The sequence below is a fragment of the Oceanibaculum nanhaiense genome, from assembly GCF_002148795.1.
GTDB classification, from domain to species: Bacteria; Pseudomonadota; Alphaproteobacteria; order Oceanibaculales; family Oceanibaculaceae; genus Oceanibaculum; species Oceanibaculum nanhaiense.
The window spans coordinates 178,254-204,400 of sequence record NZ_MPOB01000001.1 but is presented as its reverse complement, the minus strand read 5'-3'; the positions used below and the strand labels follow the sequence as shown (position 1 = coordinate 204,400).

The window sequence follows — 26,147 nt, the reverse complement described above, 5'->3', positions numbered from 1 at the left end:
CGTCAGCCTTGCGGCTCTTCCGGTTCTTCTTCAGTGTCGGGTATCAACGGATCCTCGGGGTCGAATGAGGCCATCATGGCATCTTCGCCGAAACCTTCCCCCGCCTCCTCACCTTCAACATCGGGCTGGCGTCCGCCGCGGCTCAGGCGCGACAGCACATCGTCGAGCTGTTCGAGCGTGCGATATTCGATGGACAGCACCCCACCCTGACCAGGCCTGAAATCGATGCTGACCGTCAGTCCCAACAGGGCAGACAAATCGCGCTCCAGGGCCAGCGTATCGGTGTCCTTCTCGCGCGCCGATGCCTTGCGGCGCTTCGGCCCGTCCGCTGCGGCCGTGCCCTCGGCATCGTCGGTTTCCGGCGCTTTCGCCCGCTGCACCAGCTTTTCCGTATCGCGGACGCTGAGCCCCTTGGCGATGACCTGCCCCAGCAGGTTTTCGCTGTTCGGCACGACCAGCAGCGCCCGGGCATGACCGGCGCTGATCTTGCCTTCTTCCACGGCTTCACGCACCGCAACCGGTAGCCCCAGCAGACGCAGCATATTGGCGATATGGCTGCGGCTCTTGCCGATGACCTGCGCCAGCGCCTCCTGGGTATGACCAAATTCCTCCATCAGCCGCCGATAGCCTTCGGCCTCCTCGATGGGGGTCAGGTCCTGGCGCTGGATATTCTCGACCAGCGCGACTTCCAGCGCCTCGCGGTCGTCGAATTCGCGGATAACGACCGGAACTTCATGCAGTTGCGCCGCCTGCGCCGCGCGCCAGCGCCGCTCTCCGGCGATAATCTGGTAGCGCGTCGGATCGGACGGGTGCCGGCGGACCAGGATGGGCTGCAGCACGCCCTTGTCACGGATCGAATCGATCAGCGATTCCATCTCCTCGGCGGCGAACAGTCGGCGCGGCTGAAACGGTCCCGGCTCCAGATACTCGATCGGCGCGGTCTTGCCCTGCCGCACCTTGTCGAGCTCGGCATAATCCTCGCTGTCCTCGCCCAGCAGCGCGTCGAGGCCCCGCCCCAGATTCTGTCTCTTTTCGCGTGCCATCAGGCGGCCAGGCTCCGTTCGCGTTTCATTACTTCGCTGGCCAAATGGATATAGGCCTGCGCGCCCGGGCAGCGCATGTCATAGACGATGACCGGCTTGCCGTGCGACGGCGCTTCTGAAATCCGCACATTGCGCGGAATCACGGTGGTGTAGACCTTGTCGCCCAGATGGCCGCGCACATCGGCCGCCACCGCTTCCGAGAGGTTGTTGCGGCGGTCGAACATGGTGAGCACCACGCCCTGAATTTCCAGCCGCGGGTTCAGATTCTTCTTCACCCGCTTGATCGTATTCAGCAGATGGCTGAGCCCTTCCAGCGCATAGAATTCGCACTGCAGCGGCACCAGAACCGCATCCGAGGCAACCAGCGCATTCAGGGTAAGCAGCCCGAGCGAGGGCGGGCAGTCGATCAGGACATAATCGAAGCTCTCGGTGAGGCCGGTCAGCGCTTCCTGCATGCGGTATTCCCGGCGCTCGAAATTCACCAGCTCGATTTCCGCACCGGACAGATTGACCGACGACGGCACGATGGACATGCCCGGAATCACGGTCGGCGTCACCGCAGCCCCGATATCGAGCCCATCACAAATCACGGCATAGATGTCTTGCTCCCGTGCGGCCCGCGGAATGCCAAGGCCGGTGGAGGCATTGCCCTGCGGGTCGAGATCGATCAACAGAACCGTCTTGCCGCAAGCGGCGAGCGCCGTACCCAGGTTGATCGTGGTCGTCGTCTTGCCGACCCCGCCCTTCTGATTGACCACGGAAATGATACGCGGCCCATCCTGAACCATCGCGACCAGCGACTCAGACTCGTCAAGCATCTCCAACATGACGTATGCCCTCCAGTTGAAGGATCACCCCGTCCGGCGCGGTCCGGCTGGGATATTTGGTGACCCGCATTTCCCAAAGCGATTCTGCCGCTTTCAGCTCATCATCGACGCCCCTGCCCTTCAGGAACAGACAGCGCCCCCCAGGCTGTAGGTATGGCCAAGTATAGCCGAGGAGTCCGGCCACGGATGTCAGGGCGCGGGCGGTTACCAGATCCACTTTCCGGGCCGGGAGCGTCTCGATCCGGCCATGAAAGACTTCCAGTTCCGTCTCGGTCACCCGGGTCGCCTCCCGCAGGAAGGCAACCTTACGCGCATCCGATTCGACCAGCGTCATCCCCTTCACTCCTGCGATTGCCAGGATAAGTCCCGGCAATCCGGCCCCGCTTCCAAGATCGAGCGCGGAAGCACTCTGTTCTGGACTATACGGCATAAGCTGAAGGGAATCGAGGATATGGCGACGCCAGACATCTTTTAGCGTGCTGGGGCCGACCAGATTGACTGCCTTTTGCCATTTGGCGAGCAAATCGACATAGGCCTCGAGGCGGATCAGTGTTTCACGTGAAACATCCGTGGCCGCCCGAACGTCCTCAGCTGTCAAAACGCCCTGCTCCCGATCAGCCGACAAGGCTCGCCTCATCCGTCAGCGCCACAGAGCGAGCGCGGACATGGCGCAGCAATGCCGTCAGCGCCGCCGGCGTCACGCCCGGGATGCGCGCCGCCGCCCCCAATGTCGTTGGCCGGGCACGGCTCAGCTTGTCGCGGATTTCCGTCGAGAGCCCGCCAACGGATGCATAGTCGAGCCTGTCCGGCAGAAGCAGCGATTCGTCGCGGCGATAGGCATCGACATCTGCCTGCTGGCGCTTCAGATAGCCCGCATAAAGCCCGTCGATTTCCAGCTGTTCGGCAATCGGCGCGGCGATGGCGGAGAGCTCCGGCCAGATCTGCGTCAGGCGCGTGAGACTAATGTCCGGATAAGACAACAGCTCGGCCGCTGACCGGATCACACCATCCTGATTGATCGGAACACCCTGACGGGCCAAAGAGCTTGGCGTCGCCCGGAGATTTTCGAGCATGCCGCGCGCCTCGGACAAAGCCTTCTTCTTCTGTGTGAACGCGCGGCCGCGCTCGCTGCCCACCACACCCAGCGCCACGCCTTTTTCGGTCAGGCGCTGGTCAGCATTATCGGCCCGCAGCAACAATCGGTATTCCGCGCGCGAGGTGAACATCCGATAGGGCTCGTCCGCCCCGCGCGTCACCAGATCGTCGATCATTACGCCGATATAGGCTTCCGCCCGATCCAGCGTAAACACGTTTGCCGCCCCGCCCGCGAGCAGCGCCGCATTGATGCCGGCGATGAGGCCCTGCCCCGCCGCCTCCTCATAGCCGGTCGTCCCGTTGATCTGCCCGGCCAGGAACAGTCCCGGCAGGCGGCGCGTTTCCAGGTTCGGCTTCAACTCGCGCGGGTCAATGAAATCATACTCGATGGCGTAGCCCGGCTGCAGGATGCGCGCCCGCGCCAGGCCCGGCATAGTCGCAATCAGCGCTTCCTGAACCTCGACCGGCAGCGAGGTCGAAATGCCATTGGGATAGACGGTGTCGTCGTCCAGACCCTCCGGCTCCAGGAAAATCTGGTGCCGTTCCTTCTCGGCAAAGCGCACCACCTTGTCCTCGATGGACGGACAATAACGCGGCCCCGTCCCTGCGATCTGCCCGGAATACACCGCCGACCGGTGCAGATTGGCGCGGATGATCGCGTGGGTCTCGGGCCGGGTCTCGGTGATATGGCAGACGATCTGCGGTGTCGTGATCTTGTCTGTCAGGAAGGAAAACGGGATCGGCGGATCATCGCCCGGCTGGACCTCAAGCGCCGCCCAGTCGATGCTCTTGCCGTCCAGCCTTGGCGGCGTTCCGGTCTTCAGCCGCCCCATCGCGAAAGCGGCGCGTTCCAGCGTCCGTGCCAGCCCGATAGATGGCGCCTCGCCAACCCGGCCCGCCGGTGTCTGCTCCTCACCGCGATGGATGATGCCGCGCAAAAAAGTTCCCGTAGTAACCACCACGGCAGCCGATGCTATTTCCTCACCACCAGACAGAATGACGCCCGTCACGCGGCCATCGGCATCAAGGCGCAGATCCTCGACCGCCCCTTCCTGAATAGTCAAACCGGCCTGCTCCGCGAGCAAGGCCTGGATTGCCTGCCGATAGAGCTTGCGGTCGGCCTGGGCGCGCGGCCCACGCACGGCCGCCCCCTTGCTGCGGTTCAATAGACGAAACTGGATGCCGGCACGATCTATGGCGCGCGCCATCACACCATCCAGCGCATCAATCTCCCGCACCAGATGCCCTTTGCCCAACCCGCCAATGGCCGGATTGCATGACATGGCGCCGATCGTATCGCGCCGATGGGTCAGCAGCAGTGTACGCGCGCCCAGGCGCGCCGACGCGGCAGCTGCCTCGCAACCGGCGTGACCGCCGCCAACCACAATTACATCGAAATTCTTCATGGCCGGACTTTAACGATTCCAAGGGCGATCATAAAGCGATGTTTCACGTGAAACAGCATATGCCCCGACCCAGCGACGGCTAATCCCCTACTTGCCGAGGCAGAAATCGCGGAAGATCACATCCAGCAGATCCTCGACATCGACCCGCCCGGTAATCCGACCGATCTCCCGCACCGCCAGCCGCAAATCTTCCGCGGCCAGATCCGGAGACGCTGCTGCAGAGAAACGGTCCAGCGATTCCTGCGCCGCCTGCAGGGCCATACGGTGCCGTATCCGCGTCAGGGCGGGTGCCTCCCCGGGTGCTGCCAAGCGCGCTACCTCCTGTTCCAACCGCATCAGAAATTCCTGCAACCCCTGACCGGACGAGACCGAAATTGTAATACAATCCGCTTCTGACGTAGCGCTGGTAGGCCCCGACATCATGAGGTCTGCCTTATTAAGAACCACAATAGATGGATTTTCCTGTGCGATGAGGGCCAGAGACTGCGCATCCCTCGCTACCGAGCCGTCGAGCAGCAAAATGCGGTAGTCCGCCTCCTGCGCCCAGCGCCGCGCGCGCCGTATCCCCTCTTCTTCCAGGGCATCCGGCGTCTCCCGTAATCCCGCCGTGTCTGCGAGCAAAACCGGGTAGCCGCCCAGATCCAGATGTACTTCGATCACATCGCGCGTTGTGCCCGCCACGGCCGAGACGATGGCGGCATCGCGTCCCGCGAGCCAGTTCAGCAGGCTGGATTTTCCAGCATTGGCCGGGCCGATGATGGCGATACGGACCCCTTCGCGCAGCCTTTCCCCGCGCCTGGAATCACCCAGATGCGCAGCTATTTCCGCGCGCAACGCCGCCACATCGGCCTGAAGCTGGGTGCTGGTCTCCTCCGGTAAATCCTCGTCGGCGAAATCGATCACCGCCTCGGCATGCGCCAGCACCCGCAACAGCCGGCTGCGCCAGCCCTCATAAAGCGTGGCCAACGCCCCGCCCATCTGGCGCAGGGCCTGGCGGCGCTGGGCCTCCGTCTCCGCATCGATCAGATCGGCAAGCCCCTCGACCGCGGTCAGGTCCATCTTGCCGGCAAGGAAGGCGCGGCGGGTAAATTCCCCTGGTTCCGCCAGGCGCAGGCCCGGCTGCCGGGCGAGAAGCTGCATCACCGCGGCGATGACCGCCCGCCCGCCATGCAGATGCAGCTCCGCGACATCCTCGCCGGTGAAGCTGGCCGGTGCGGGAAACCAGAGAATCAGCGCCGCATCCAGCATCTCCCCGCTCTCCGGATCACACACGGGCCGGCGCACCGCCTTGCGCGCCGGCGGCAGCGGGCGCCCGGTCATGGCCTGCAGCGCCGCCCCCGTCGCCGGACCGGACAGCCGCACGACAGCAATGCCGGAACGGCCTGAAGGCGTCGCCAGCGCGAAGATCGTCTGGTCAGTCATGATTGGGCCGTTACGGTAAGTGCGGTCAGCCCGCCTGGTCTGGCCCGTCTTCCGGGCGCAGCATCAGACGCGCCACGCGTCCGCCATCGCGCAGATGCACGGTCAGAATTTCATCGATATCCGCCTGTGTCTGATATTTGTACCAGACGCCTTCCGGATAGATCACCAGCACTGGCCCCAGCTCGCAGCGGTCGAGACAGCCGGCATTGTTGATCCGGACACCGGGTATGGCGAGTTCCTTGGCGCGCGCCTTCATATAGGCACGCAGCGGTTCGGAACCGCTCGCCGCGCAGGAACCGCGCTTGTGGCCATCGGGTCTGCGATTCGTGCAGCAGAAAACATGGCAGCGGTAGTACGACTCGAAGTCCTCTTGATTCTTATCAGCAATTCCGGTCGAGATATCGGTCACTCTGGCTTTTCTCCCTTGTTTCCGCTGTCGCCGAACTGACTCCAGAACATCTTCTGAAGCGCCTCCATGGAGGCCATACCACCGGGCACTCCCTGGAACCAGCTCTTCAGCATGGCGTCCGGATCCATCTGCTTGATGCCGCCGAGCAGCCGCTCCTGCATTTCGGCCATCACGGCCTCCTGCATCGGCTGGACATCGGGCAGCCCGAAGAAGCGCCGCGCCTCTTCCGGTGTACAATCGATATTGACCGTGATCTTCATCGGCGCCTCATATACCGCTTACGTAACGATTAAATCGCCCTGCGCTGCCATCATCCGCCCCTCAGACTGTGCGGACTTGAACTCAAGCCTGTAACGGCCAACCATTAAGACTGGCTCTGCCAAGCCGATATCAACCCTATACCGGGCACAGCAGGCGGGAAAGGCCACAGATGAGCGGCAATCTTCTGGCGCAGGAAGCCAGCCCCTATCTTCTTCAGCACAAGGACAACCCTGTACATTGGATGCCATGGGGACGCGACGCGCTCGACCGCGCGCGCGCTGAGGGCAAGCCGATCCTGCTCTCCGTCGGCTATGCCGCCTGCCACTGGTGCCATGTGATGGCGCATGAGAGCTTCGAGGACGAAGAAACCGCCGCCCTGATGAACCAGCTGTTCATCAATGTGAAGGTGGACCGCGAAGAGCGTCCGGACATCGACCACATCTACCAGTCCGCGCTCGCCCTGCTGGGCGAACAGGGCGGCTGGCCGCTGACCATGTTCCTCACGGCCGAGGGCGAGCCCTTCTGGGGCGGCACCTATTTCCCGAAAGAGCCGCGTTACGGCCGGCCGGGCTTCACATCGGTCCTGCAGACCATCGCCGACGCCCATGCCGAAGGTTCGGACAAGGTCTCGCGCAACGCCACCGCCCTGCGCGAGGCGCTGCGGCAGCTCGCACAGCCAGCCGCCGGCGAGTCCGTCGAACCGGCCCTGCTCGACCGCATCGCCGAGCGCCTGCACCGCGAGATCGATCCGATCCATGGCGGTATCGGTGGGGCGCCTAAATTCCCCCAGCCCGGCATCCTGATGATGCTGTGGCGGCACTGGCTGCGCCGCGGCAACCGCGATTCGCGCGATTATGTGCTGCTCACGCTGGAGCGCATGTGCCAGGGCGGCATCTACGATCATCTGGGCGGCGGCTTTGCCCGCTATTCCACCGATGCGCAATGGCTGGCCCCGCATTTCGAGAAGATGCTGTACGACAATGCCCAGCTCATCGAATTGCTGACTCACGCTGCCCTGGAAACCGGCCGGCCCTTGTTCCGGCAGCGCCTGGAAGAGACCATCGGCTGGGTGCTGCGCGAAATGGTCACCGAGGAAGGCGGTTTCGCCAGCTCGCTCGATGCCGACAGCGAGGGTGAGGAAGGCAAGTTCTATGTCTGGCGCGAGACGGAGATCGATCGGCTGCTGGCCGATCAGCCGGACGAGGCCCTGGAGAGTTTCAAACGCGCCTATGACGTGACGTCGGAAGGTAACTGGGAAGGCGTTACCATCCTGCACCGCAATCGCCGGCCTGACCTCGGCAATGGCGCGGCGGAGAGCCAGCTCGCCCAGCTTCGCCAAACCCTGCTCAGCCATCGCGAGAAACGCGTGCGGCCAGGCTGGGACGATAAAGTGCTGGCCGACTGGAACGGCCTGATGATCCGCGCGCTCGCCCATGCCAGCTTCGCTTTCGCCCATGCCGACTGGCTGCGGGTCGCGATCCGCGCCTTCGATCATGTGATCGAAAAAATGACGATCGACGGCCGGTTGCGTCACAGTCGGCGCGGCCATATCCTGCGCCACCCGGCAACGCTGGAGGATTATGCCAACATGGCATCCGCCGCGCTTGCGCTGTTCCAGGTCACGCGCCATCAGCGGTTCCTCGACCAGGCCCGCAGCTGGGTTGAGACCCTGGACACCCATTACTGGGATCAGGCGGATGGCGGCTATTTCGCAACCGCGGACGATACCGATGATGTCTTGCTGCGCGCCAAGAACGCCCAGGACAATGCCGTACCCGCCGGCAATGGCACGATGTTGCAGGTGCTGACGACCCTCTATCATCTGACAGGAAATGAGAAATACCGGGAACGAGCCGATATTCTGATTCCCCGGTTTGCCGGAGAGATCGGCCGCAATTTCTTCCCGCTGGCCACCTTCCTCAATGCCTGCGATACCGCCCAGCGCCCGCTGCAAATCACCCTAACCGGCGATCCGGCCACGCCCACCTATGTCGGCCTGCTGCGCGCCATCGCTGAAATTTCCGCGCCGGGCCTCATTCTGCATCAGCTGGGGCCCAAGGGCAGCTTACCCCCGAACCATCCGGCCAGTGCCGCTCTGGGGGCCCCTGCGCAGAGCGCTGCGTACCTCTGTGTCGGTCAGAGCTGTTCCCTGCCCCTGCTTGATCCAAAGGCGCTCAGCGAGGCCCTGCTGGCCGCCCGGGGCGATGCATGACGGAGTCCCTCGCCCAACTCACCCTGGACAGCCCCGTCGGCCCGATGACCGTGACCGCGCGGCAGGGCGCCATCTGCGCATTGCGTTTCGCCGCTGGTGGTCCGCGCCACAGCGACGACCCTGTCCTGCAGGAATCCGCCCGGCAGATATCCGGCTATTTCGCGCGCCAGCTGAAAGATTTCGATCTGCCGCTCGATCTGCGCGGATCAAACCATAATCTGGCGGTCTGGCACGAAATGCTCACCATCCCCTATGGCGAGACCCTGACCTATGGCGATATCGCGGCGCGGATCGGCTCCAACCCGCGTGTGGTCGGAATGGCCTGCGGCGCCAATCCCATCCCCCTCATCGTTCCCTGCCACCGGGTGATCGGCAAGGACGGTTCCCTGGTGGGCTTCAGCGGCGGCGACGGCAAAAAGACCAAGGCCCGGCTGCTGGATCATGAAGCACCCGCCCTGCCTCTGCTGTCCGGCCTGATGACGGAATTGTAGGAGCGGCTTGAATCTTTGCCTCAAGCCGCCATGATCTCCCCATCTGTCCAAACTCGGAGGAACCAATGCCCGAGATAAAGATCAAGGCCGCCGATGGCGGCTCCTTCATGGCCTATATGGCCACACCAAAAACGACTCCCGCAGCCATCATCGTCGTGATCCAGGAAATCTTCGGCGTCAATGAGGTGATGCGGGATATCTGCAACGATCTCGCCAGCGATGGCTTCATCACCATCTGTCCCGACCTGTTCTGGCGCCAGGAGCCGGGAATCCAGATTACCGACCAGAGCGAGGCGGAATGGGCCCGCGCCTTCGAGCTGTTCAACGGCTTCGATGTCGAAAAAGGCGTTTCCGATCTCATCGAGACGGTCAAGGTCGCCCGCTCTATCGATGGCAGTAACGGCAAGGTTGGCACGATGGGGTTCTGCCTAGGCGGCAAGATGGCCTATCTGATGGCAACCCGCTCCGATGCCGATTGCAACATCAGCTATTACGGTGTCGGCATTCAGGATTTGCTGGGCGAAGCCGCGAGCATCAAGAAACCCTTGCTCATGCACATCGCAGCCCTTGACAAATTCGTCCCAAAACCAGCCCAGGACAAGATTCTGGCTGGCCTCAAAGACCACCCGCGCGTCGAGGCGCATGTCTATCCAGAGGTCGATCACGCCTTCGCGCGGGTCGGCGGCGAGCATTACAACAAGGAAGCGGCCACGTTGGCGCATCAGCGCACGGCCGCCTTCCTGAAAAACAACCTGTCCTGAGGAAATTCCCAATGGTCCAAGCAATCCGCATCCAGCAGCCCGGCGGTCCGGAAGTCATGCAATGGCAGGAAATCGACCTGCCGGCGCCCGGTCCCGGCCAGGCCCGTGTCCGCCACACCGCGGTCGGTCTCAACTATATCGACACCTATCACCGCAGCGGCCTCTATCCCCTGCCCCTGCCAGCCGGCATCGGCATGGAGGGCGCCGGCATCGTGGAAGCCGTTGGCCCCGACGTGAAGGACCTGGTGGAAGGCGACCGCGTTGCCTATGCCGCCGGCCCTCCCGGCAGCTATTCGGAAGCCCGCATCATCGCCGCTGACCGGCTGGTGAAAATTCCGGAAGGCGTCAGCGATCAGCAGGCGGCCGCGATGATGCTGAAAGGCATGACCACGCAGTACCTGATCCGCCGCACCTACAAGGTAAAGGCTGGAGACACCATCCTGATGCACGCCGCCGCCGGCGGCGTTGGCCTCATCCTCTGCCAATGGGCGGCCGCGCTGGGCGCCACTGTGATCGGCACCGTCGGCGATGAGAAGAAGGCCGAACTGGCCAAGGCTCATGGCTGCCACCATACCATCCTCTACAAGAAGGAGGATTTCGTCGAACGGGTGAAGGAGATCACCGGCGGCAAGGGGGTTCCCGTGGTCTATGACGGTGTTGGCAAGGACACCTTCATGAAGTCGCTGGACTGCCTGTCGCCGCTCGGTCTGATGGTCGCTTTTGGCCAGTCATCGGGCAATGTACCGCCGCTGGAACTGGGCGTGCTCTCGGCGAAGGGGTCACTGTTCGTCACCCGGCCTACACTGATGACCTATACCGCCAAGCGCGAGGATCTGGTGGCAACCACCAGCGATCTGTTCGATGTCGTGAAATCCGGCAAGGTGAGGATCGACATCAACCAGACCTACCCACTGAAGGAGGTGGTGAAGGCGCATCAGGATCTGGAAGCCCGCAAGACCACGGGGTCCACGGTGTTCCTGCCGTAACCGGCCCTAACCGATAGGACTCTGTTTCACGTGAAACAGGCGACAAAAGAAGGGCGGGAGAATTTTCCCGCCCTTTTTCATACAAGGTCGTACTGGGTATCGATCAGGTGTTCATCGAATCGAAGAAATCCGAATTCGTCTTGGAGTATTTCAGCTTGTCGAGCAGGAACTCCATCGCATCCACCGTGCCCATCGGCATCAGCACACGGCGCAGGACCCACATCTTGGAGAGCGTGCCCTTATCAACCAGCAGCTCTTCCTTGCGGGTGCCGGATTTGGTGATGTCGATGGCCGGGAAGCTGCGCTTGTCGGCCAGCTTGCGGTCCAGGATCAGCTCGGAATTGCCGGTGCCCTTGAACTCCTCGAAGATCACCTCGTCCATGCGGCTGCCGGTATCGATCAGCGCCGTGGCGATAATGGTCAGCGAGCCGCCTTCCTCGATATTGCGGGCAGCACCGAAGAAGCGCTTCGGGCGCTGCAGCGCATTGGCATCGACACCGCCGGTCAGCACCTTGCCAGAGGACGGCACGACCGTGTTGTAGGCACGCGCCAGACGGGTGATCGAATCCAGCAGGATGACCACGTCCCGCTTGTGCTCGACCAGTCGCTTGGCCTTTTCCAGCACCATCTCGGTGACCTGTACGTGCCGGCTGGCCGGCTCGTCGAAGGTGGAGCTGATAACCTCGCCCTTCACTGACCGATCCATGTCGGTCACTTCTTCCGGCCGTTCGTCGATCAGCAGGACGATCAGATACACTTCCGGATGGTTCGCCGAAATCGCATGGGCAATATTCTGCAGCATCACCGTCTTACCGGTGCGCGGCGGCGCCACGACCAGGGCGCGCTGGCCCTTGCCCATCGGTGAGATCAGGTCGATGACGCGCGTCGTCGGGTCCTTGGCCGTCGGATCGTCGATCTCGAATTTCAGCTTCTCGTCCGGATATAGCGGCGTCAGATTATCGAAATTGATGCGATGACGGACCGCTTCGGGCTGCTCGAAATTGATCTCGTTGACCTTCAGCAGCGCGAAATAACGCTCACCATCCTTGGGCGCTCGAATCTGCCCGGACACTGTATCGCCGGTGCGCAGGCTGAAACGCCGGACCTGGCTGGGCGACACATAAATATCGTCCGGGCCCGGCAGATAGTTCGATTCCGGTGACCGAAGGAAGCCAAAGCCGTCCTGCAGCGTTTCCAGCACGCCTTCACCAAAGATCGGTATGTCTTTTTCCGCCAGTCTTTTCAGAATGGCGAACATCATGTCCTGCTTGCGCAGCGTGCTGGCGTTCTCGACCTCCAGCTCCTCGGCAAAGGCCAGAAGCTCGGACGGCGTCTTGGATTTAAGTTCCTGCAAATGCATGGATATTTCTTGATATCAGGTGGTGGGAAAACCAGCGGCGCGATCCGACTAACGGTCCTTGTGTAAGGACGGCCAGCATCAGGGCTGGTAGGGGCGTGCGGTTTTTTTGGGAATGATATTTACGGCGAGTGACCGCCATATTTGCCAAACAAATAGTGTGTCCGGCGCCGCAAGTCAATCTGCCATTGCACGGCGTCGCTTTTGTTTCGTCCCTCTTGCCGCGGTTTAGAAGGGTTTTACGATGACCATGACGACAATCACGATCATCAGCACGGTCGGAATTTCATTGGCGAAGCGATAGAATCGCGCGGAGCGGCGATTCCGGTCCGCCTCGAAATCACGCCGCCAGCGCGACAGAAATCCGTGATAGGCGCTCATGAGGATGATCATCGTCAGCTTCACATGCCACCAGCCTTCCGACCAGACAGCGCTGCCCAGCAGCGACAGCATCCAGATGCCGAAAACAAAGCTGGCGATCATTGCCGGGTTGATGATCGCCCGCAGCAAGCGGCGCTCCATCACCTTGAAAGTCTCGGACTGTGGCGAACCCACCGGCGCATCGACATGGTAGATGTAGAGCCGCGGCAGATAGAACATACCCGCCATCCAGGCGATCACGCTGATGACATGCAGTGCCTTGATCCAGGAATAGAGATCGCCGCCCATTTATCCGCCTCCGGATTTTTTCATTTCTACCAAGTCGCCGGACCGTATCATGCGGCGTCCCGGCAGGGACATTTGCCAAACTCCGCGGGGCAAATTCGTGACCCTTCGCCGGCACAGACACCAACCGGCCGTTGCAGCGCAAGACGCACCAGATCAGCCAGGGCTTCGATGAACAGCGGATCCGCCCCCGGCGTCGGGACGCGGGCAAAGGCCGAAACACCGGATTCTTCCGCCAACTCTCGATATTCCAGTTCGATTTCTACAAGAGTTTCAGAGTGTTCTGAAACGAAGGCAATCGGGCAGACGATGATGCCGACACCGTCTTTCCCGGCCCGCAGGATCTCCGCATCGGTGGAGGGACCAATCCATTCCAGCGGTCCGACACGGCTCTGATAGCAAACAATCCAGTCAAGATCCGGGATATTCAGTGTCTTGACGACCTCTTCAGCGCTGCGTTCCACCTGCCATTGGTAGGGATCGCCCTTGTCGATCACCTTCTTCGGCAGGCCATGGGCGGAAAACAGCACCCGCTTGCGGCCTTCCATGCCATCCAGCGCCTTGCGGACCAATCCGGCAACCGCGTTCACATAGCCTGAAGCCCTAGGATAACAGCCAATAACATGGGTCGGCACACGCAGGCCGGCGGCTTCCGCCCGTTTATTCCATAAACGTAATGAAGAGCCTGTCGTCGTCGTTGAAAATTGCGGATAGAGCGGCAGCAGGACCACGCGATCGGGCGCAAAGGCCTTCACCGCCTGCACGGTTTCGTCTGTCATCGGATGCCAGTAGCGCATGGCGATAAAACACTTCACCTCACCCAGATCCGGCAAGGCAGCCGACAGCGCCTCTGCCTGCGCCTCCGTATTGGGCAGCAGCGGCGAGCCACCACCCAGATTCTCGTAAATCTCGCGGGCAATCGGCGCGCGCTTCCGGGAAATCAGCTTGGCCACCAGAAACCGGAACGGATTCGGCAAGGATATGATTGCCGGGTCGTTGAACAGGTTGAACAGAAAGGGCTCAACCGAGTCAGGGCGATCCGGTCCGCCGAGATTGAAGAGGACGATGGCTGTCTTTGTCATGGCGATGATGTGGTACTCCTATCCGTCCTTACCAGCCCCTCCTGTCTTCATGCGCGCAAACGCCGCGCCAACCTTTCCACAGTTTCTGGCGGGGTTGTCTGGGTCACACCATGCCCGAGATTGAAAATATGCGCGCCGCCTGAAAAACCACTCAGGATGCGCTCGACCTCGCGATCCAGGGCATCGCCGCCGGCAACCAGCAAGATCGGATCGAGATTGCCCTGTACCGGCAGCTTCGATTGCAGCGCCTCGGCTGCCCAGGCAACCGAAACCGTCGTATCCAGCGACACCGCATCGATCCCCGTTTCCGTCGCATAGGGAACGTAAAGCGTCCCGGCACCACGGGGAAAACCAATAATCGGGATATCCGGATGTCTTGCCTTCAACGCGGCCACGATACGGATGGTCGGCTCGATACACCAGCGCCGAAAACCCGGCTCCGGCAGCGCGCCGGCCCAGCTGTCGAACAATTGCAATACTTCGGCACCGGCCTCGACCTGATGGCTCAGATAGCTGACAGTGGCCTCGACCAGCAGGTCGATCAGCTGCCCGAACCCTTCCGGGTCGCCATAGGCCCAGCGCTTCACGGCAACGAATTCCTTGCTGCCGCCGCCTTCGGCGATATAGGTCGCAACCGTCCAGGGTGACCCCGCGAAACCGATCAGCGTGGTTTCCTTGGGCAGAGCTTCGGCAATTCGCGAAACGGTCTCATAGACCGGTGCAACGCGTTCGTGAAAACCATCCAATGACAGGCGTGAAAGATCGCTGGCGTTGCGGACCGGATCGAGGACTGGCCCCTCGCCTTCCTTGAAAGCGACCCCCTGGCCCAGACCGTAGGGCACGATCAGGATATCGGAGAACAGGATGGCCGCGTCCATGCCATAGCGGCGGATTGGCTGGAGGGTCACTTCGCAGGCCAGCTTCGGTGAGAAGCAGAGATCGAGGAATCCGCCAGCCTGGCTGCGTATCTCGCGATATTCGGGCAGGTACCTTCCTGCTTGGCGCATCAGCCAGAAGGGCGGTTTGTCGAGGCGCTCTCCCTTGAGGGCACGTAACATCCGTTTGCCGGGTGTGATCGCCATTATGGTCTCCTGCCAAGGTGGGAAGGGCCGCATTCCCTTACCTAAACTAGATTCTAAAATATAGTGGTAGTAGTAGTTTATCCGCATGATGAATGGGGATTATTGCAACCGCCCGGTTTCTCCACAGTCTTGGGCACAGCACCTTAACCCCGCTGCCGGTTTGTGGGTTACATCGATCATCGCGGAGATTCTCCAAGCCTAACGGCGACAGAGTAGCTTTCCCGAAAAATCTGAATCATGGGGATAGAATTGGAATCTCGGCACCGCAGGAAAGTTTCCCCGGACGGGTGCGATTTTTCATCCCAAGCCGAACAAAACCGGGTGGCGGAAACCGGGTGCCGGGATGGTTTTCGCGAGCACCGGGATAAGTCCGGTCTTATCCCCTGGATTCACCGATACTCACAGCCTGTGACGGGTTCCCTATGACGCCTTCGGAGTCGACGATTCATCTGCATCTCGTCTCGGATTCCACCGGCGAGACGATCCATCAGGTGGCCCGCGCCTGCCTCGTTCAGTTTGAAGGGGTGAAGGCGATAGAACATACCTGGTTCCTGGTACGCACGCCGGCCCATGTCGATAAGGTGATCGCCGGTATCGAGGCGCATCCCGGCCCCGTCCTGGTGACGCTGCTCGACCCGCATCTTCACAGCAAGCTGGAGGCGGCCGGCCGCAAGCTGCAATTGCCGGTGATCTCGGTGCTCGATCCGGTACTGGGCGCGCTGCATCATTATCTGGGGAAAAAGGCACGTGGCCGTCCAGGACGGCAGCATGAGATGGACGCTGCCTATTTCAGCCGTATTGAGGCGATGCAGTTCACCCTGATGCATGATGATGGACAGCATCTGCACGATATTGATCATGCCGATATTGTGCTGGTCGGCGTGTCGCGCACCTCCAAGACGCCGACCTGCCTCTACATCGCCAATCGCGGCCTCAAGGTTGCCAACGTGCCGCTGGTGCCGGGGATCAGCCTGCCGCGCGAAGTGACCACGGCAACCCATCCGCTGATCGTCGGGCTGACCAACGATCCGAACCGGCTGGTGCAGATAAGGCGAAATCGCCTGCTGATGCTGAACCAGGGCTCTGAGAGCGACTATATCAATCTTGATGAGGTGCGCCGTGAGGTCACCGAGGCGCGCCGCCTCTTCGAACGCCAGGGCTGGCCGGTCATTGACGTGACCCGCCGCTCCATTGAGGAAACCGCCGCCGAGATTCTCCAGCTTTATCAGGACCGCAGAGACAGTGACAGCGATCGAGACTGAAACAGACACCACCCGGGTCATGGGGCCTGCCGCAATGGCCACAGCGCTGATTCTGGCGTCGGGCAGCCTCATTCGCGCCCAGCTTCTGCGTGGTGCCGGGCTGGATTTCAGCATTGAGACGGCGCCGGTCGATGAGGCCGAAATCCGCATCGCGCTGCAGGCTGAGGGCGCCAGTGCCGGCGACACGGCTATCGTGCTGGCCGAGGCGAAAGCCCTTAGGGTTTCCCGTAAGCGGCCCGGTGCCCTGGTCATCGGCTGCGACCAGATGCTCGATTGCAATGGTGTCTGGTTCGAAAAACCCGGCGACCGCGATCATGCCCGCGCGCATTTGCAGGCCTTGCGCGGCCGCGACCACACCCTCTCAAGCGGCATTGTCGTCGCCCGCGACGGGCAGCGGATCTGGCACCATCTCTCGACGGCCCGGCTGAGCGTGCGTCCCTTGAGCGAGGCGTTCATCGAGGCCTATCTTGATGCTGCCGGCGAGGCCGTGCTCAATTCGGTCGGCGCGTATCAGCTGGAAGGGCTCGGCGCGCAGCTTTTCAGCCGGATTGAGGGTGATTATTTCACCATCCTGGGCCTGCCATTGCTGCCGCTGCTCGATTTCCTGCGGCTGCAAGGTGTCCTGAAGCGCTGATGATCATTCTCGGCCTCACCGGTTCCATCGGCATGGGTAAGACCAGCGCCGCGCGGGCGCTGCGCCGCCTCGGCGTGCCGGTCCATGATGCCGACGCGGCCGTGCACCGGCTGCTCGGCCCCGGTGGCAAGGCCGTACCGGCGATCCAGGCGCTGTTTCCCACGGCTGTCGAAGCTGGCGCGAACGAGAAGGCAGCGGTGAACCGGCAGAGGCTGGGCGGCATCGTCTTCGCCGATCCGGCCGCGCTGCGCCGCCTCGAATCCGTGCTGCATCCGTTAGTACGCAAGGAAGAGCAGGCCTTCCTGAAACGGATGCGCCGCCGCCGTAAGCGGATCGTCGTGCTCGATATTCCGCTGCTTTACGAGACCGGGGGCGCTGCCCGTGTGGATGCGGTGATCGTGGTGTCCGCCCCCGCCATCCTGCAGGCGCGGCGCGTTCTGGCCCGTCCCGGCATGACCCAGCAGAAATTCGCGCAGATCCTGCAGCAGCAAATGCCCGATGCCGAGAAGCGCCGCCGCGCCGATTTCGTGGTGTCCACCGGGCTTGGCCATGATCGGAGCTTGCGGCAGCTGAAACGCATCGTCAGACTCCTCCGGGAAAATCCGGATTCCTATCGCCGCCGACGGAGAAACCATGCGTGAGATCGCGCTCGACACGGAAACCACTGGCCTCGATCCCAAGGCCGGCCACCGCATCGTCGAGATTGCCTGTGTCGAGCTGGATAATTTCCTGCCGACGGGCCGCACCTACCAGCAATATATCAATCCTGAGCGCGATATGCCGGAAGAGGCCTTTCGGGTGCACGGCCTGTCCGCCGACTTCCTTGCCGGCCATCCGGTCTTCTCCGAGGTCGCCCGGGAATTCCTGGATTTCATCGGCGATGCCAGGCTGGTAATCCACAATGCCGAATTCGACATGCGGTTCCTGAATGCCGAGCTGACCCAACTCGGCCTTTCTGCTCTGCCGAAAGAGCGCGCCGTCGATACGCTGGCCATCGCGCGCCGCAAGTTCCCCGGTGCGCAAAGCAGTCTGGACGCCCTGTGCCGCCGCTTCGGCATCGATAACAGCCACCGCGATCTGCATGGCGCGCTGGTCGATGCCGATCTGCTGGCGGGGGTCTATCTGGAACTGATCGGCGGCCGTGAACCCGGACTGCTGCTGGCCGGAACCGGCGAGGAAAGACAGGCCGGCGAAACCATCCTGGTGGTGCCGCCAGGGGCCGAGCAGAAACGGCCACCACGCCCGCATGCGCCAACCCAGGCAGAGCTGGAGGCGCATACGGGTATGCTGGAGAAGCTGAAAAATCCGATCTGGCTGAAGCAGGGCTAACCCAGAGCCAGCCGGGCGATGCCTGCCTCCGCTCAGGCGGTGCCTTCGGCCTCGCTGGAGGCCAGCGAATCGCTCTGCTGGGCAACGCGGCGGCGGTACAGCTCCACGAAATCGATCGGCTGCAGCATCAGCGGCGGGAAACCGCCATCGCGCGTGGTTTCGGAGACAATGGCCCGGGCATAGGGGAACAGCAGGCGCGGGCACTCGATCATCACCATCGGGTGCAGATGTTCTTCCGGCGCGCCGCGCAGGCTGAACACGCCGCCATAGGTCAGTTCCAGCAGGAACAGCTGCTGCTCCTCATTCTTTGTCGTGGCGCGGATGGTCAGCAGCACTTCGAAGACCGGATCGTCCTCGCGCAGCCGGCGCGCCTGCACATCGACACCGACATCGACATCGGGCTGCTTGCCGGTCGGCTGCAGGCTCATCGGCGCGTTCGGATTCTCGAAGGAGAAATCCTTGATGTACTGCGCGTGCACCACCAGCGGCAGGCCGCCCGCCTGTGCTGTCTGATCCTGGCCGTTGCTCGCCGTCGTGTCGCTCATCTTGCTCTCGCCCCTCGGTTCGGAAACTGGCCGGCTCGCTATCACGGATCGGCCATGTGTACAAGCGCGGCCCAAAGAAACTATCCCCGAAGAAACCGGCGGGCCGCGCTCAGGTCGCTGCGTTCAGGCTGTCTCGCGCGGATGCAGCAGTTCCGCAGCACCAGGTGCGGTGAAGCGCACCAGATGGCCATTGCCAACCCGCAGGCCGGTCAGTGCCCGGATGAAACCCCAATGGGTGACGACCAGCGTGCGCGGTCGTGCCGCGTGGGTTTCCACCAGATCCCAGAAACGCTGGCAGCGCGCTTGTAGCTGCTCTTCTTGCTCGGATTCTGGCCACCAGCGGTCCGGCAGATGATCGAAGCGCCAGTCCGGCCAGCGTTTGGCTAGATCGCCGGCCGGCGTGCCGATATCGCAGATGAAGGCGGCATGCTCATGCACCAGAGGCTCGATCTCGACCGGCAGCTTCAGCGCCCCGGCGATGATCTCCGCGGTTTGCAATGTCCGGGTGAAGGGGCTGGCCAGCACCCGTTCAATCTCATGCGCGCGCAGAATCTCGGCGGCGGCCTGCGCCTGCAGCCGGCCTTCCTCGGTCAGAGCCGGATCGACAATACCGGGGTCGATCCGGGTCTTGGCATAATGCACGTTGAATTCGGACTGGCCGTGGCGGACCAGGATCATGGCTGTTTTTCCGTCTTGTCGGTGGGGTGGCCAGGAGAAGCATCTGGCGCGGTTTCGTCGGGCAGCTGGCGCCAGGGCGAGGCCGGGTTGCCGGCCTTGCCGTCATCGGCCTCGGTGATGTCGCGATATTCTCCATCGATCACGGTGCCGCCGCCCCGCGCGGCAGCACCGGAGCGCGGCCCGCCGGGGAAAGGCGTGCCAACGACATGAAAACGCCCGCTCTTGACCAGGAAGCTCCAAAACCCGCGGCCGAGCCAGCGCCGCACCGCGGGTATGAACAGCAACAGCCCCACCGTGTCAGTGGCGAATCCGGGCGTCAGCAGCAGGGCGCCGGCGATGGCAAGGCCGATGCCATCCAGCATTTCCCGCACCGGCATCTGGTCACGCGCCATCGCGGCGCGGGCCCGCATCAGTGTCGATAGCCCCTGGACGCGCAGCATCAGGCTGCCGGCCAGCGCCGTGGCAATGCACAGCCCGATGGTCGGCCAGATGCCGATCTCGTCGCCAATTTCGATGAACAGGGCAATTTCGATCAGCGGAATGCCGATCAACAGGGCCAGGATTATAAGGGGCATGCTTGCTCTTTCGTCTGTTCGCCCCTATGTAGGGTTTGATTCGTCTATTGAAACAGCACGCATCATGCTGTCAGCCTGACAGACGTGATATTACTTAGCGCAAAGGGCGGGTGACGGTCCAGTTCGGTCCGGCCCGGTATATATAGATGGGCGACGGGCTTCCTTTTCTGGACATCATCTTTTTCGCCATGGTAGCGGCGTTTCTTATTCTGCGCCTGCGCAGCGTGCTGGGGCGACGCACCGGCAATGAGCGGGATCGGCCGGATCCGTTCAGCCCGAAGCCGGAAGCCGAGAATGACGCCGACAATGTCGTGGCATTGCCGCAGCGCGCGAAACAGGCCGCTGATCTGGAAGACGCGCCGCCGGGTTCCGTGGCTGCCGGTCTGACCCAGATCAAGCTCGCGGATTCCAGCTTCGAGGAAAAATATTTTGCCAACGGTTCGCGCGCAGCCTTCGAGATGATCGTCGAGGCGTTTGCCCGCGGTGACCGGGAGGCGCTGCGCCCGCTGCTGGCCAACGAGGTCTATGAGCGGTTCGCCGGCGCCATCGACAGCCGCGAAGCCCGCAAGGAAACCCTGGAAACACGCCTCATCGCGTTGAATGCGGCTGACATCACCGAGGCCCGCATGAATGGTCCGCTCGCCGAGGTGACGGTGGAATTCGTCAGCGAGCAGGTCAATCTGACCCGCAACGCGGCGGGCGAGGTGATCGACGGCGATCCCGATGAGGTCGAGACCGTCGTGGATATCTGGACGTTCCGTCGGGATACAAGATCGGACGATCCGAACTGGCTGCTGGCCGCGACCCGTACGCCGAACTGACGGTTCATGTCTGCCCGCCCCTGTTCCGGCCGTGCGTTTAACAGTCTCGCCCTGACGGCGGCCTTCTTTCTGCTTGTGCTGGCGGCCTGCGCCCCAGTGCCCGAGGCGCCGGACCGGCTGACACTGAAGCCGGTCAGCTTCGCCGAGCTTCCTGGATGGCGGGCGGATTCCCTGACCGAGGCCATGCCGGCGCTGCTGAAATCCTGTGATCGGCTGAAGCCCCAGCCGCCGACGCGTAATTTCGGGCCGGAAGCGCATTTCGGCACCATCGCCGACTGGCTGCCGCTCTGTGATGCGGCGCGATCCGTACCCGCCGGCGACACGGCTGCGGTCCGCAATTTCTTTGAAGCCAGCTTCAAGCCCTATCGCGCCGCCAATAACGGCTCAGCCGACGGCCTGTTCACCGGTTATTACGAGGCGGAGCTGCGCGGTGCTTTGCAGCGCTCGGCCCGTTATCCGGTGCCGCTGCATCGTCGGCCCGACGATCTGGTCATGGTCGATCTCGGCCAGTTCCGCGAGGAACTGAAGGGCCAGCGCATCGCCGGCCGGGTGGTCAGCGGCAATCTGAAGCCCTATGAGGACCGCAAGGCCATCGTGGAAGGGGCGCTCGATCCCCGGAATCTGGAGATCGTCTGGGTCGATGATCCGGTCGATGCCTTCTTCCTGCAGATCCAGGGTTCCGGGCGGGTGACGCTGGAGGATGGAAGGGTGATGCGCCTGGGCTATGCCGGGCAGAATGGCCATCCCTATGTCGCCATCGGGCGGGAACTGATCGCCCGCGGTGCGCTGACCCGCGAGACCGTTTCCATGCAGTCGATCCGCGCCTGGCTGGCGGCCAATCCGGCCGAGGCCGCGGCCCTCATGAACGCCAATCCGTCCTATGTCTTCTTCCGTGAACTGCCGGGCGACGGGCCGGTCGGCGCGCAGGGCGCGGCCTTGACGCCACTGCGCAGCCTGGCGGTAGACCGCCGCTTCGTGCCGCTGGGCACGCCGGTCTGGCTTGACGCCGAACATCCGGACCCGGGCACCGCGCGGCTGCGCCGGCTGGTCGTGGCGCAGGATGTCGGCGGCGCGATCCGGGGCCCGGTGCGCGGCGATCTGTTCTGGGGCCATGGCGACGGCGCGGCCGATCTGGCCGGCCGCATGAAATCCCCCGGCCGCTATTATCTGCTGCTGCCCAAGGGGCTGATCCCCGCTTCCTGACTGGTAATACCGGTCCGGCTTGTCAAGCAAGCCGGCAGAAGTCATCTTAACGGCGAAGCAAAAACGCCACGGCAGGAAGCGCCTAAAATGGTCGAGGAAACGCCACAGAAGAAACCCCGGGTCGGGCTGTTCGTTACCTGTCTCGTCGATCTGTTCCGCCCGTCCGTCGGTTTCGCCGCGATCCGGCTGCTGGAACAGGCGGGCTGCGATGTGGAGGTTCCGGAGGCGCAGACCTGCTGCGGCCAGCCGGCCTATAATTCCGGCGATTTCGCGGATACCAAGGACATCGCGCGCAACACCATCCGCGCCTTCGAAGGGTATGACTATGTGGTCGCGCCGTCCGGCTCCTGCGCCGGCATGCTGCGCAAGCATTATGCCGAGCTGTTCAAGGAGGACCCCGAATGGGGCCCGCGCGCCCATCATGTCGGCCACCGCACCTATGAGCTGGTCTCTTTCCTGGTCGATGTGATGGGGATGAAGAGCGTCGAGGCGCATTTCGACGGCACGGTGACCTATCACGACAGCTGTTCCGGCCTGCGCGAGCTGGATGTGAAGCAGCAGCCGCGCAGCCTGCTTGGCTCGGTCGCGGGGCTGAAGCTGACGGAGCTGCCGGGGGCGGAAATCTGCTGCGGCTTCGGCGGCACTTTCTGCATCAAATATCCGGATATTTCCGATCGTATGGTTTCCGACAAGGCCGATGACATCGTGAAGACCGGGGCGCAGACGCTGCTGGCCGGCGATCTCGGCTGCCTGCTGAACATGGCCGGCAAGCTGAAGCGGCGCGGCGAGAAGGTGCAGGTCCGCCATGTCGCGGAGGTACTGGCGGGTATGACCGATACGCCGGCCATCGGCGAACCCGGACGCGGGAATTAGCGCCATGCAATCCACCAGCCATTCCTTCAAGAGCAACGCCACCACCGCCCTGCATGACGAACGGTTGCAGCGGGCGCTGGGCAACATGCGGGTCGGTTTTCAGGACAAGCGCCGCGCGGCCATCGACCGGCTGCCGGAGTTCGAGGCGCTGCGCGACATGGGCCGCGACATCAAGAACCATACGCTGGCCAATCTCGATTATTACCTGGAGCGCTTCGAGCGCCGGGTGACCGAGAATGGCGGCCATGTGCACTGGGCGCGCACGCCGCAGGAAGCGCGGGAGAAAATCCTGGAAATCTGTCGCTCCGTGGAGGCGAAAACCGTCACCAAGGGCAAGTCGATGATCGCCGAGGAGATCGCGTTGAACGATTTCCTCGAAGAAAGCGGCGTCGAGCCGATCGAGACCGATCTCGGCGAATATATCATCCAAATCCGCAAGGAACCGCCGAGCCACATCATCGCGCCGGCGGTCCATCTGAACCAGTCGGATGTCGAGGAAAGCTTCCGCAAGATCCACACTGACCTGCCGGTTGACCGACCGCTGTCGGAGCCGCGCCAGCTGCTCGACGAGGCGCGCGCGAAACTACGGAACAGGTTCATAAAGGCCGATGTCGGTATTACTGGGGCCAACTTCCTGATCGCCGAGACTGGATCGACCGTCATCGTGACCAACGAGGGCAATGGCGATCTGACCCAGACCCTGCCGAAAATCCATATTGTACTGGCCAGTCTGGAAAAAGTGGTGCCGACGCTGGAGGATGCCTCGACCATATTGCGGTTGCTCGCGCGGTCGGCCACCGGGCAGGAAATGTCGGTCTATACCACCTTCTCCACCGGTCCGAAGCGGCCGGAGGATCTGGACGGGCCGGAACAGTTCCATGTGGTGCTGCTGGATAATGGCCGCAGCGGCATGCTGGGCACCGAGTTCCAGGAGATGCTGCGCTGTATCCGCTGTGCTGCCTGTATGAATCACTGCCCGGTCTATAGCGCGGTCGGCGGCCATGCCTATGGCTGGGTCTATCCGGGGCCGATGGGGGCGGTGCTGACACCCACCCTGGTCGGGGTCGAGGAGGCCGGACACCTGCCGAACGCCTCCACCTTCTGTGGCCGCTGCGAGAGCGTGTGCCCGATGCGCATTCCGCTGCCGCGGATGATGCGGCATTGGCGCAAGCGGGAATTCGAGAAGAAGCTGTCGCCGGCACCCTATCGCGCTGGCCTCGGCCTATGGGCGTTTTTTGCCAAGCGCCCGGTGCTCTATCAGCGGGTGACGGGTCTCGCCATGGGGCTGCTCGGCCGCTTCGGTCGCAGCAAAGGCCGGTTCAGGAGCCTGCCGCTGGCCAGCGGCTGGACCTCGGTGCGCGACATGCCGGCGCCGCAGGGCCGAACCTTCCAGCAGCTCTATCGCGACAAGAAGGGAGCCGCCTGATGCCCGACATGTCGCCGCGCGACCAGATCCTGGCCGGTATCCGCCGCTCCCTTGGCCGTGGTGCGCTGGAAGGCGAACCAGCCGACGCGCTGGAGACGCGGATCGCGGAACACAGGCCCAACCTCATCCCGCAGCGCGCGCAGCTTCCGCATGAGGCGCAGGTGGCGTTGTTTGTCGAGATGGCGGAGGGCGTGCAGACCACCATCAGCCAGGTTGCCAGCGCGCAGGAAGTGCCCGATGCCATCGCCGAGTATCTGGCCCAGCATAATCTGCCGGCCGATTTGCGTGTCGCGCCCGATGCGTGGCTCTCCGGCCTGCCCTGGGGCAAGCGCCCGACGCTGACGATCAAGACCGGCAGGGCGGAAGAGCCGGATACGGCCAGCGTCACGCCGGCGCTTGCCGGCATCGCCGAGACCGGCACGCTGATGCTGACCTCCGGCCCGGACAGCCCGACGACGCTGAATCTGCTGCCCGAGACCCATATCGTGGTGCTGAAGAAAAGCCAGATCGTCGGTTCCTATGAGGATGGCTGGACGCGGCTGCGCGACATTCAGGACAAGGACACGATGCCGCGCACGGTGAATTTCATCACCGGCCCGTCGCGCACCGGCGATATCGAGCAGAAAATCCTGATGGGCGCCCACGGACCACGCCGGCTGCACATCGTCCTGATCGACGGCTAGGCATGGTCCGGCGGCGCGCCAGCAAGGACGAGGCTGAGCTTTTCCGCCAGGTCGTAAAAGATGCCAAGCCGCTGCCCGCCGAGGCCAAGCGCCGTCTGAGCGCGTTCGAGCTGCCGCCCGATGTCGAGGCGGTTCCGGCGGCGCCGATGGCCGAGGGCGTTGCCCCGGCCAAGCGCAAGCGCGGCCGGGTGCCGAAGGACGATCCGCTGCCGCAGCCGGCTGCGCCGCCGGTAAAGGCGCCGGTGACCCTGCCCGCTCTCAAGCATGACAGCGCGCCGGGCCTCGACAAGCGCACGCAGATGCGCCTGAAGCGCGGCCAGGTCGCCATCGAGGCGCGCATCGATCTGCACGGCATGACCCAGGATGCCGCCCATGCGGCGCTGAACGGGTTTGTTGCGCGGTCGCAGGCGCGCGGGCTGCGCTGTGTCCTGGTGATCACCGGCAAGGGAACGAGGCGCGATGATTTCGGCCGCTACGAGGCGGGCGTGCTGAAGCGCGAGGTGCCGCGGTGGTTGAATGAGGGCGGCAACCGGGAGAAGGTGCTGGCCTTCGCCCATGCCCAGCCGAAGGATGGCGGTGGCGGCGCGCTCTATGTCCTGCTGCGCCGGGTGCGGGAGGGGACATGACGCCGTTCGGAGAAAAGCTGCGGGCACTGCGCGCCGGGCGCGGAATCACGCTGAAGGAGATGGCGGCGGCGCTGCAGGTCTCCTCGGCCTATCTCTCGGCACTTGAGCATGGTCATCGCGGCCAGCCCACCGATGGGCTGATCCATCAGATCTGCGGCTATTTCGGGCTGATCTGGGATGATGCGGAAGCGCTGCATCACCTGGCGGAGATTTCCCATCCGCGCGTGGTTATCGATACCGCCGGCCTGTCGCCGACGGCCACCAGGCTGGCGCATCGGCTGTCGAAGAACATTGCCGACCTCGATGAGGAGGCGCTCGTATCGCTGCTGTCGCAGGTCGAAGAGAAGCACCGGAAATCGGAATGACAGGCCGATAAACGGCAATATATTCGT

Annotated in this window: 29 protein-coding genes; 15 read left to right on the top strand and 14 right to left on the bottom strand. The window is 63.1% G+C overall.

Going from position 1 to position 26,147, the window contains the following annotated elements:
• Positions 1 to 2: 2 nt before the first annotated feature.
• The 7 genes from BKM74_RS00965 to BKM74_RS00935 all read right to left on the bottom strand — a co-directional run bounded on the left by BKM74_RS00965 (position 3) and on the right by BKM74_RS00935 (position 6,462).
• The gene (locus tag BKM74_RS00965; protein WP_086463831.1) at positions 3 to 1,043 is read right to left on the bottom strand and encodes a ParB/RepB/Spo0J family partition protein; all 1,041 of its coding nucleotides are present in this window, start codon (positions 1,041 to 1,043) and stop codon (positions 3 to 5) included.
• On the bottom strand, positions 1,043 to 1,870 hold the full coding sequence (locus tag BKM74_RS00960; RefSeq protein WP_086463830.1) for a ParA family protein: 828 nt from the start codon (positions 1,868 to 1,870) through the stop codon (positions 1,043 to 1,045). The genes BKM74_RS00965 and BKM74_RS00960 overlap by 1 nt, the downstream gene beginning before the upstream one ends.
• Positions 1,854 to 2,468: a 16S rRNA (guanine(527)-N(7))-methyltransferase RsmG gene (rsmG, locus tag BKM74_RS00955; protein WP_245825765.1), complete on the bottom strand. Its 615-nt coding sequence runs from the start codon at positions 2,466 to 2,468 to the stop codon at positions 1,854 to 1,856. Before rsmG ends, BKM74_RS00960 begins: the two co-directional genes overlap by 17 nt.
• Before the next feature lie 16 nt (positions 2,469 to 2,484).
• Positions 2,485 to 4,371: a tRNA uridine-5-carboxymethylaminomethyl(34) synthesis enzyme MnmG gene (gene mnmG, locus BKM74_RS00950; RefSeq protein ID WP_086463828.1), complete on the bottom strand. Its 1,887-nt coding sequence runs from the start codon at positions 4,369 to 4,371 to the stop codon at positions 2,485 to 2,487.
• An 87-nt stretch (positions 4,372 to 4,458) separates the two neighbouring features.
• Positions 4,459 to 5,793 carry a tRNA uridine-5-carboxymethylaminomethyl(34) synthesis GTPase MnmE gene (gene mnmE / locus BKM74_RS00945; protein WP_176342328.1) on the bottom strand — a complete coding sequence of 445 codons (1,335 nt, stop codon included), beginning with the start codon at positions 5,791 to 5,793 and terminating at the stop codon, positions 4,459 to 4,461.
• Between the two features lie 25 nt (positions 5,794 to 5,818).
• Positions 5,819 to 6,202, bottom strand: a complete 384-nt coding sequence (locus tag BKM74_RS00940) for a (2Fe-2S) ferredoxin domain-containing protein (RefSeq protein ID WP_086463826.1) — start codon at positions 6,200 to 6,202, stop codon at positions 5,819 to 5,821.
• Entirely contained in the window at positions 6,199 to 6,462 is a 264-nt protein-coding gene (locus tag BKM74_RS00935) for a DUF6489 family protein (RefSeq protein WP_086463825.1), read from the bottom strand. Before BKM74_RS00935 ends, BKM74_RS00940 begins: the two co-directional genes overlap by 4 nt.
• Positions 6,463 to 6,632: 170 nt before the next feature.
• On the opposite strand from BKM74_RS00935, the gene BKM74_RS00930 reads away from it, so the two are divergent.
• From BKM74_RS00930 to BKM74_RS00915, 4 genes are all read left to right on the top strand, one after another.
• A complete protein-coding gene (locus BKM74_RS00930; protein ID WP_086463824.1) occupies positions 6,633 to 8,675 on the top strand; it encodes a thioredoxin domain-containing protein in 2,043 nt (680 codons plus the stop codon).
• Positions 8,672 to 9,166, top strand: coding sequence for a methylated-DNA--[protein]-cysteine S-methyltransferase (locus BKM74_RS00925; RefSeq protein WP_086463823.1), 495 nt, complete (start codon positions 8,672 to 8,674; stop codon positions 9,164 to 9,166). Before BKM74_RS00930 ends, BKM74_RS00925 begins: the two co-directional genes overlap by 4 nt.
• A gap of 107 nt (positions 9,167 to 9,273) precedes the next feature.
• Positions 9,274 to 9,927, top strand: coding sequence for a dienelactone hydrolase family protein (locus BKM74_RS00920; protein WP_456152404.1), 654 nt, complete (start codon positions 9,274 to 9,276; stop codon positions 9,925 to 9,927).
• An 11-nt stretch (positions 9,928 to 9,938) separates the two neighbouring features.
• Positions 9,939 to 10,913 carry a quinone oxidoreductase family protein gene (locus tag BKM74_RS00915; RefSeq protein ID WP_086463821.1) on the top strand — a complete coding sequence of 325 codons (975 nt, stop codon included), beginning with the start codon at positions 9,939 to 9,941 and terminating at the stop codon, positions 10,911 to 10,913.
• A 103-nt stretch (positions 10,914 to 11,016) separates the two neighbouring features.
• On the opposite strand, the gene rho is transcribed toward BKM74_RS00915, so the two are convergent.
• The 4 genes from rho to hemE form a co-directional block, all read right to left on the bottom strand.
• Complete coding sequence (gene rho, locus BKM74_RS00910; RefSeq protein WP_086463820.1) at positions 11,017 to 12,273, bottom strand: transcription termination factor Rho; 1,257 nt, start codon at positions 12,271 to 12,273, stop codon at positions 11,017 to 11,019.
• A 225-nt stretch (positions 12,274 to 12,498) separates the two neighbouring features.
• On the bottom strand, positions 12,499 to 12,939 hold the full coding sequence (gene hemJ, locus BKM74_RS00905) for a protoporphyrinogen oxidase HemJ (RefSeq protein WP_086463819.1): 441 nt from the start codon (positions 12,937 to 12,939) through the stop codon (positions 12,499 to 12,501).
• A gap of 47 nt (positions 12,940 to 12,986) precedes the next feature.
• Entirely contained in the window at positions 12,987 to 14,018 is a 1,032-nt protein-coding gene (hemH, locus tag BKM74_RS00900; protein WP_086463818.1) for a ferrochelatase, read from the bottom strand.
• Positions 14,019 to 14,065: 47 nt separating this feature from the next.
• Positions 14,066 to 15,100 (bottom strand): uroporphyrinogen decarboxylase, encoded by a 1,035-nt coding sequence (gene hemE / locus BKM74_RS00895; RefSeq protein WP_245825710.1) that lies wholly within the window; start codon positions 15,098 to 15,100, stop codon positions 14,066 to 14,068.
• A 422-nt stretch (positions 15,101 to 15,522) separates the two neighbouring features.
• On the opposite strand from hemE, the gene BKM74_RS00890 reads away from it, so the two are divergent.
• Genes BKM74_RS00890 through dnaQ form a run of 4 tightly spaced genes read left to right on the top strand, consistent with a single transcriptional unit; the run spans position 15,523 to position 18,325 of the window.
• The gene (locus tag BKM74_RS00890) at positions 15,523 to 16,362 is read left to right on the top strand and encodes a pyruvate, water dikinase regulatory protein (protein WP_086463817.1); all 840 of its coding nucleotides are present in this window, start codon (positions 15,523 to 15,525) and stop codon (positions 16,360 to 16,362) included.
• Positions 16,363 to 16,396: 34 nt separating this feature from the next.
• On the top strand, positions 16,397 to 16,996 hold the full coding sequence (locus BKM74_RS00885) for a Maf family protein (RefSeq protein ID WP_217895425.1): 600 nt from the start codon (positions 16,397 to 16,399) through the stop codon (positions 16,994 to 16,996).
• Positions 16,996 to 17,637, top strand: coding sequence for a dephospho-CoA kinase (gene coaE / locus BKM74_RS00880; RefSeq protein WP_086463815.1), 642 nt, complete (start codon positions 16,996 to 16,998; stop codon positions 17,635 to 17,637). The genes BKM74_RS00885 and coaE overlap by 1 nt, the downstream gene beginning before the upstream one ends.
• Positions 17,630 to 18,325, top strand: coding sequence for a DNA polymerase III subunit epsilon (dnaQ, locus tag BKM74_RS00875; RefSeq protein ID WP_086463814.1), 696 nt, complete (start codon positions 17,630 to 17,632; stop codon positions 18,323 to 18,325). Before coaE ends, dnaQ begins: the two co-directional genes overlap by 8 nt.
• A 32-nt stretch (positions 18,326 to 18,357) precedes the next feature.
• On the opposite strand, the gene secB is transcribed toward dnaQ, so the two are convergent.
• The 3 genes from secB to BKM74_RS00860 all read right to left on the bottom strand — a co-directional run bounded on the left by secB (position 18,358) and on the right by BKM74_RS00860 (position 20,123).
• Positions 18,358 to 18,870, bottom strand: a complete 513-nt coding sequence (secB, locus tag BKM74_RS00870) for a protein-export chaperone SecB (RefSeq protein WP_086463813.1) — start codon at positions 18,868 to 18,870, stop codon at positions 18,358 to 18,360.
• Positions 18,871 to 18,993: 123 nt separating this feature from the next.
• Entirely contained in the window at positions 18,994 to 19,548 is a 555-nt protein-coding gene (locus BKM74_RS00865) for a histidine phosphatase family protein (RefSeq protein ID WP_086463812.1), read from the bottom strand.
• Positions 19,545 to 20,123, bottom strand: a complete 579-nt coding sequence (locus tag BKM74_RS00860; protein WP_086463811.1) for an FxsA family protein — start codon at positions 20,121 to 20,123, stop codon at positions 19,545 to 19,547. Before BKM74_RS00860 ends, BKM74_RS00865 begins: the two co-directional genes overlap by 4 nt.
• Positions 20,124 to 20,269: 146 nt before the next feature.
• Between BKM74_RS00860 and BKM74_RS00855 the strand changes: the two genes are divergently transcribed.
• The 7 genes from BKM74_RS00855 to BKM74_RS00825 all read left to right on the top strand — a co-directional run bounded on the left by BKM74_RS00855 (position 20,270) and on the right by BKM74_RS00825 (position 26,120).
• Complete coding sequence (locus BKM74_RS00855) at positions 20,270 to 20,944, top strand: Tim44/TimA family putative adaptor protein (protein ID WP_086463810.1); 675 nt, start codon at positions 20,270 to 20,272, stop codon at positions 20,942 to 20,944.
• Positions 20,945 to 20,950: 6 nt separating this feature from the next.
• Positions 20,951 to 22,147, top strand: coding sequence for a murein transglycosylase A (gene mltA / locus BKM74_RS00850; protein ID WP_086463809.1), 1,197 nt, complete (start codon positions 20,951 to 20,953; stop codon positions 22,145 to 22,147).
• 87 nt (positions 22,148 to 22,234) lie between these two features.
• Positions 22,235 to 23,020 carry a (Fe-S)-binding protein gene (locus BKM74_RS00845; protein ID WP_086463808.1) on the top strand — a complete coding sequence of 262 codons (786 nt, stop codon included), beginning with the start codon at positions 22,235 to 22,237 and terminating at the stop codon, positions 23,018 to 23,020.
• 4 nt (positions 23,021 to 23,024) lie between these two features.
• The gene (locus tag BKM74_RS00840; RefSeq protein WP_086463807.1) at positions 23,025 to 24,446 is read left to right on the top strand and encodes a LutB/LldF family L-lactate oxidation iron-sulfur protein; all 1,422 of its coding nucleotides are present in this window, start codon (positions 23,025 to 23,027) and stop codon (positions 24,444 to 24,446) included.
• The gene (locus BKM74_RS00835) at positions 24,446 to 25,129 is read left to right on the top strand and encodes a LutC/YkgG family protein (protein ID WP_086463806.1); all 684 of its coding nucleotides are present in this window, start codon (positions 24,446 to 24,448) and stop codon (positions 25,127 to 25,129) included. Before BKM74_RS00840 ends, BKM74_RS00835 begins: the two co-directional genes overlap by 1 nt.
• 2 nt (positions 25,130 to 25,131) lie before the next feature.
• Positions 25,132 to 25,755 carry a Smr/MutS family protein gene (locus tag BKM74_RS00830; protein ID WP_086463805.1) on the top strand — a complete coding sequence of 208 codons (624 nt, stop codon included), beginning with the start codon at positions 25,132 to 25,134 and terminating at the stop codon, positions 25,753 to 25,755.
• Positions 25,752 to 26,120 (top strand): helix-turn-helix domain-containing protein, encoded by a 369-nt coding sequence (locus BKM74_RS00825; protein ID WP_086463804.1) that lies wholly within the window; start codon positions 25,752 to 25,754, stop codon positions 26,118 to 26,120. Before BKM74_RS00830 ends, BKM74_RS00825 begins: the two co-directional genes overlap by 4 nt.
• Positions 26,121 to 26,147 lie beyond the last annotated feature (27 nt).

What these genes read in the sequence shown, in the direction of transcription:
- BKM74_RS00965 (WP_086463831.1), bottom strand. Translation starts at nt 1,043, where the DNA reads ATGGCACGCGAAAAGAGACAGAATCTGGGGCGGGGCCTCGACGCGCTG.
- BKM74_RS00960 (WP_086463830.1), bottom strand. Translation starts at nt 1,870, where the DNA reads ATGTTGGAGATGCTTGACGAGTCTGAGTCGCTGGTCGCGATGGTTCAG.
- mnmG (WP_086463828.1), bottom strand. Translation starts at nt 4,371, where the DNA reads ATGAAGAATTTCGATGTAATTGTGGTTGGCGGCGGTCACGCCGGTTGC.
- mnmE (WP_176342328.1), bottom strand. Translation starts at nt 5,793, where the DNA reads ATGACTGACCAGACGATCTTCGCGCTGGCGACGCCTTCAGGCCGTTCC.
- BKM74_RS00935 (WP_086463825.1), bottom strand. Translation starts at nt 6,462, where the DNA reads ATGAAGATCACGGTCAATATCGATTGTACACCGGAAGAGGCGCGGCGC.
- BKM74_RS00930 (WP_086463824.1), top strand. Translation starts at nt 6,633, where the DNA reads ATGAGCGGCAATCTTCTGGCGCAGGAAGCCAGCCCCTATCTTCTTCAG.
- BKM74_RS00925 (WP_086463823.1), top strand. Translation starts at nt 8,672, where the DNA reads ATGACGGAGTCCCTCGCCCAACTCACCCTGGACAGCCCCGTCGGCCCG.
- BKM74_RS00920 (WP_456152404.1), top strand. Translation starts at nt 9,274, where the DNA reads ATGGCCTATATGGCCACACCAAAAACGACTCCCGCAGCCATCATCGTC.
- BKM74_RS00915 (WP_086463821.1), top strand. Translation starts at nt 9,939, where the DNA reads ATGGTCCAAGCAATCCGCATCCAGCAGCCCGGCGGTCCGGAAGTCATG.
- rho (WP_086463820.1), bottom strand. Translation starts at nt 12,273, where the DNA reads ATGCATTTGCAGGAACTTAAATCCAAGACGCCGTCCGAGCTTCTGGCC.
- hemJ (WP_086463819.1), bottom strand. Translation starts at nt 12,939, where the DNA reads ATGGGCGGCGATCTCTATTCCTGGATCAAGGCACTGCATGTCATCAGC.
- hemH (WP_086463818.1), bottom strand. Translation starts at nt 14,018, where the DNA reads ATGACAAAGACAGCCATCGTCCTCTTCAATCTCGGCGGACCGGATCGC.
- hemE (WP_245825710.1), bottom strand. Translation starts at nt 15,100, where the DNA reads ATGGCGATCACACCCGGCAAACGGATGTTACGTGCCCTCAAGGGAGAG.
- BKM74_RS00890 (WP_086463817.1), top strand. Translation starts at nt 15,523, where the DNA reads ATGACGCCTTCGGAGTCGACGATTCATCTGCATCTCGTCTCGGATTCC.
- BKM74_RS00885 (WP_217895425.1), top strand. Translation starts at nt 16,397, where the DNA reads ATGGCCACAGCGCTGATTCTGGCGTCGGGCAGCCTCATTCGCGCCCAG.
- coaE (WP_086463815.1), top strand. Translation starts at nt 16,996, where the DNA reads ATGATCATTCTCGGCCTCACCGGTTCCATCGGCATGGGTAAGACCAGC.
- dnaQ (WP_086463814.1), top strand. Translation starts at nt 17,630, where the DNA reads ATGCGTGAGATCGCGCTCGACACGGAAACCACTGGCCTCGATCCCAAG.
- secB (WP_086463813.1), bottom strand. Translation starts at nt 18,870, where the DNA reads ATGAGCGACACGACGGCGAGCAACGGCCAGGATCAGACAGCACAGGCG.
- BKM74_RS00865 (WP_086463812.1), bottom strand. Translation starts at nt 19,548, where the DNA reads ATGATCCTGGTCCGCCACGGCCAGTCCGAATTCAACGTGCATTATGCC.
- BKM74_RS00860 (WP_086463811.1), bottom strand. Translation starts at nt 20,123, where the DNA reads ATGCCCCTTATAATCCTGGCCCTGTTGATCGGCATTCCGCTGATCGAA.
- BKM74_RS00855 (WP_086463810.1), top strand. Translation starts at nt 20,270, where the DNA reads ATGGGCGACGGGCTTCCTTTTCTGGACATCATCTTTTTCGCCATGGTA.
- mltA (WP_086463809.1), top strand. Translation starts at nt 20,951, where the DNA reads ATGTCTGCCCGCCCCTGTTCCGGCCGTGCGTTTAACAGTCTCGCCCTG.
- BKM74_RS00845 (WP_086463808.1), top strand. Translation starts at nt 22,235, where the DNA reads ATGGTCGAGGAAACGCCACAGAAGAAACCCCGGGTCGGGCTGTTCGTT.
- BKM74_RS00840 (WP_086463807.1), top strand. Translation starts at nt 23,025, where the DNA reads ATGCAATCCACCAGCCATTCCTTCAAGAGCAACGCCACCACCGCCCTG.
- BKM74_RS00835 (WP_086463806.1), top strand. Translation starts at nt 24,446, where the DNA reads ATGCCCGACATGTCGCCGCGCGACCAGATCCTGGCCGGTATCCGCCGC.
- BKM74_RS00830 (WP_086463805.1), top strand. Translation starts at nt 25,132, where the DNA reads ATGGTCCGGCGGCGCGCCAGCAAGGACGAGGCTGAGCTTTTCCGCCAG.
- BKM74_RS00825 (WP_086463804.1), top strand. Translation starts at nt 25,752, where the DNA reads ATGACGCCGTTCGGAGAAAAGCTGCGGGCACTGCGCGCCGGGCGCGGA.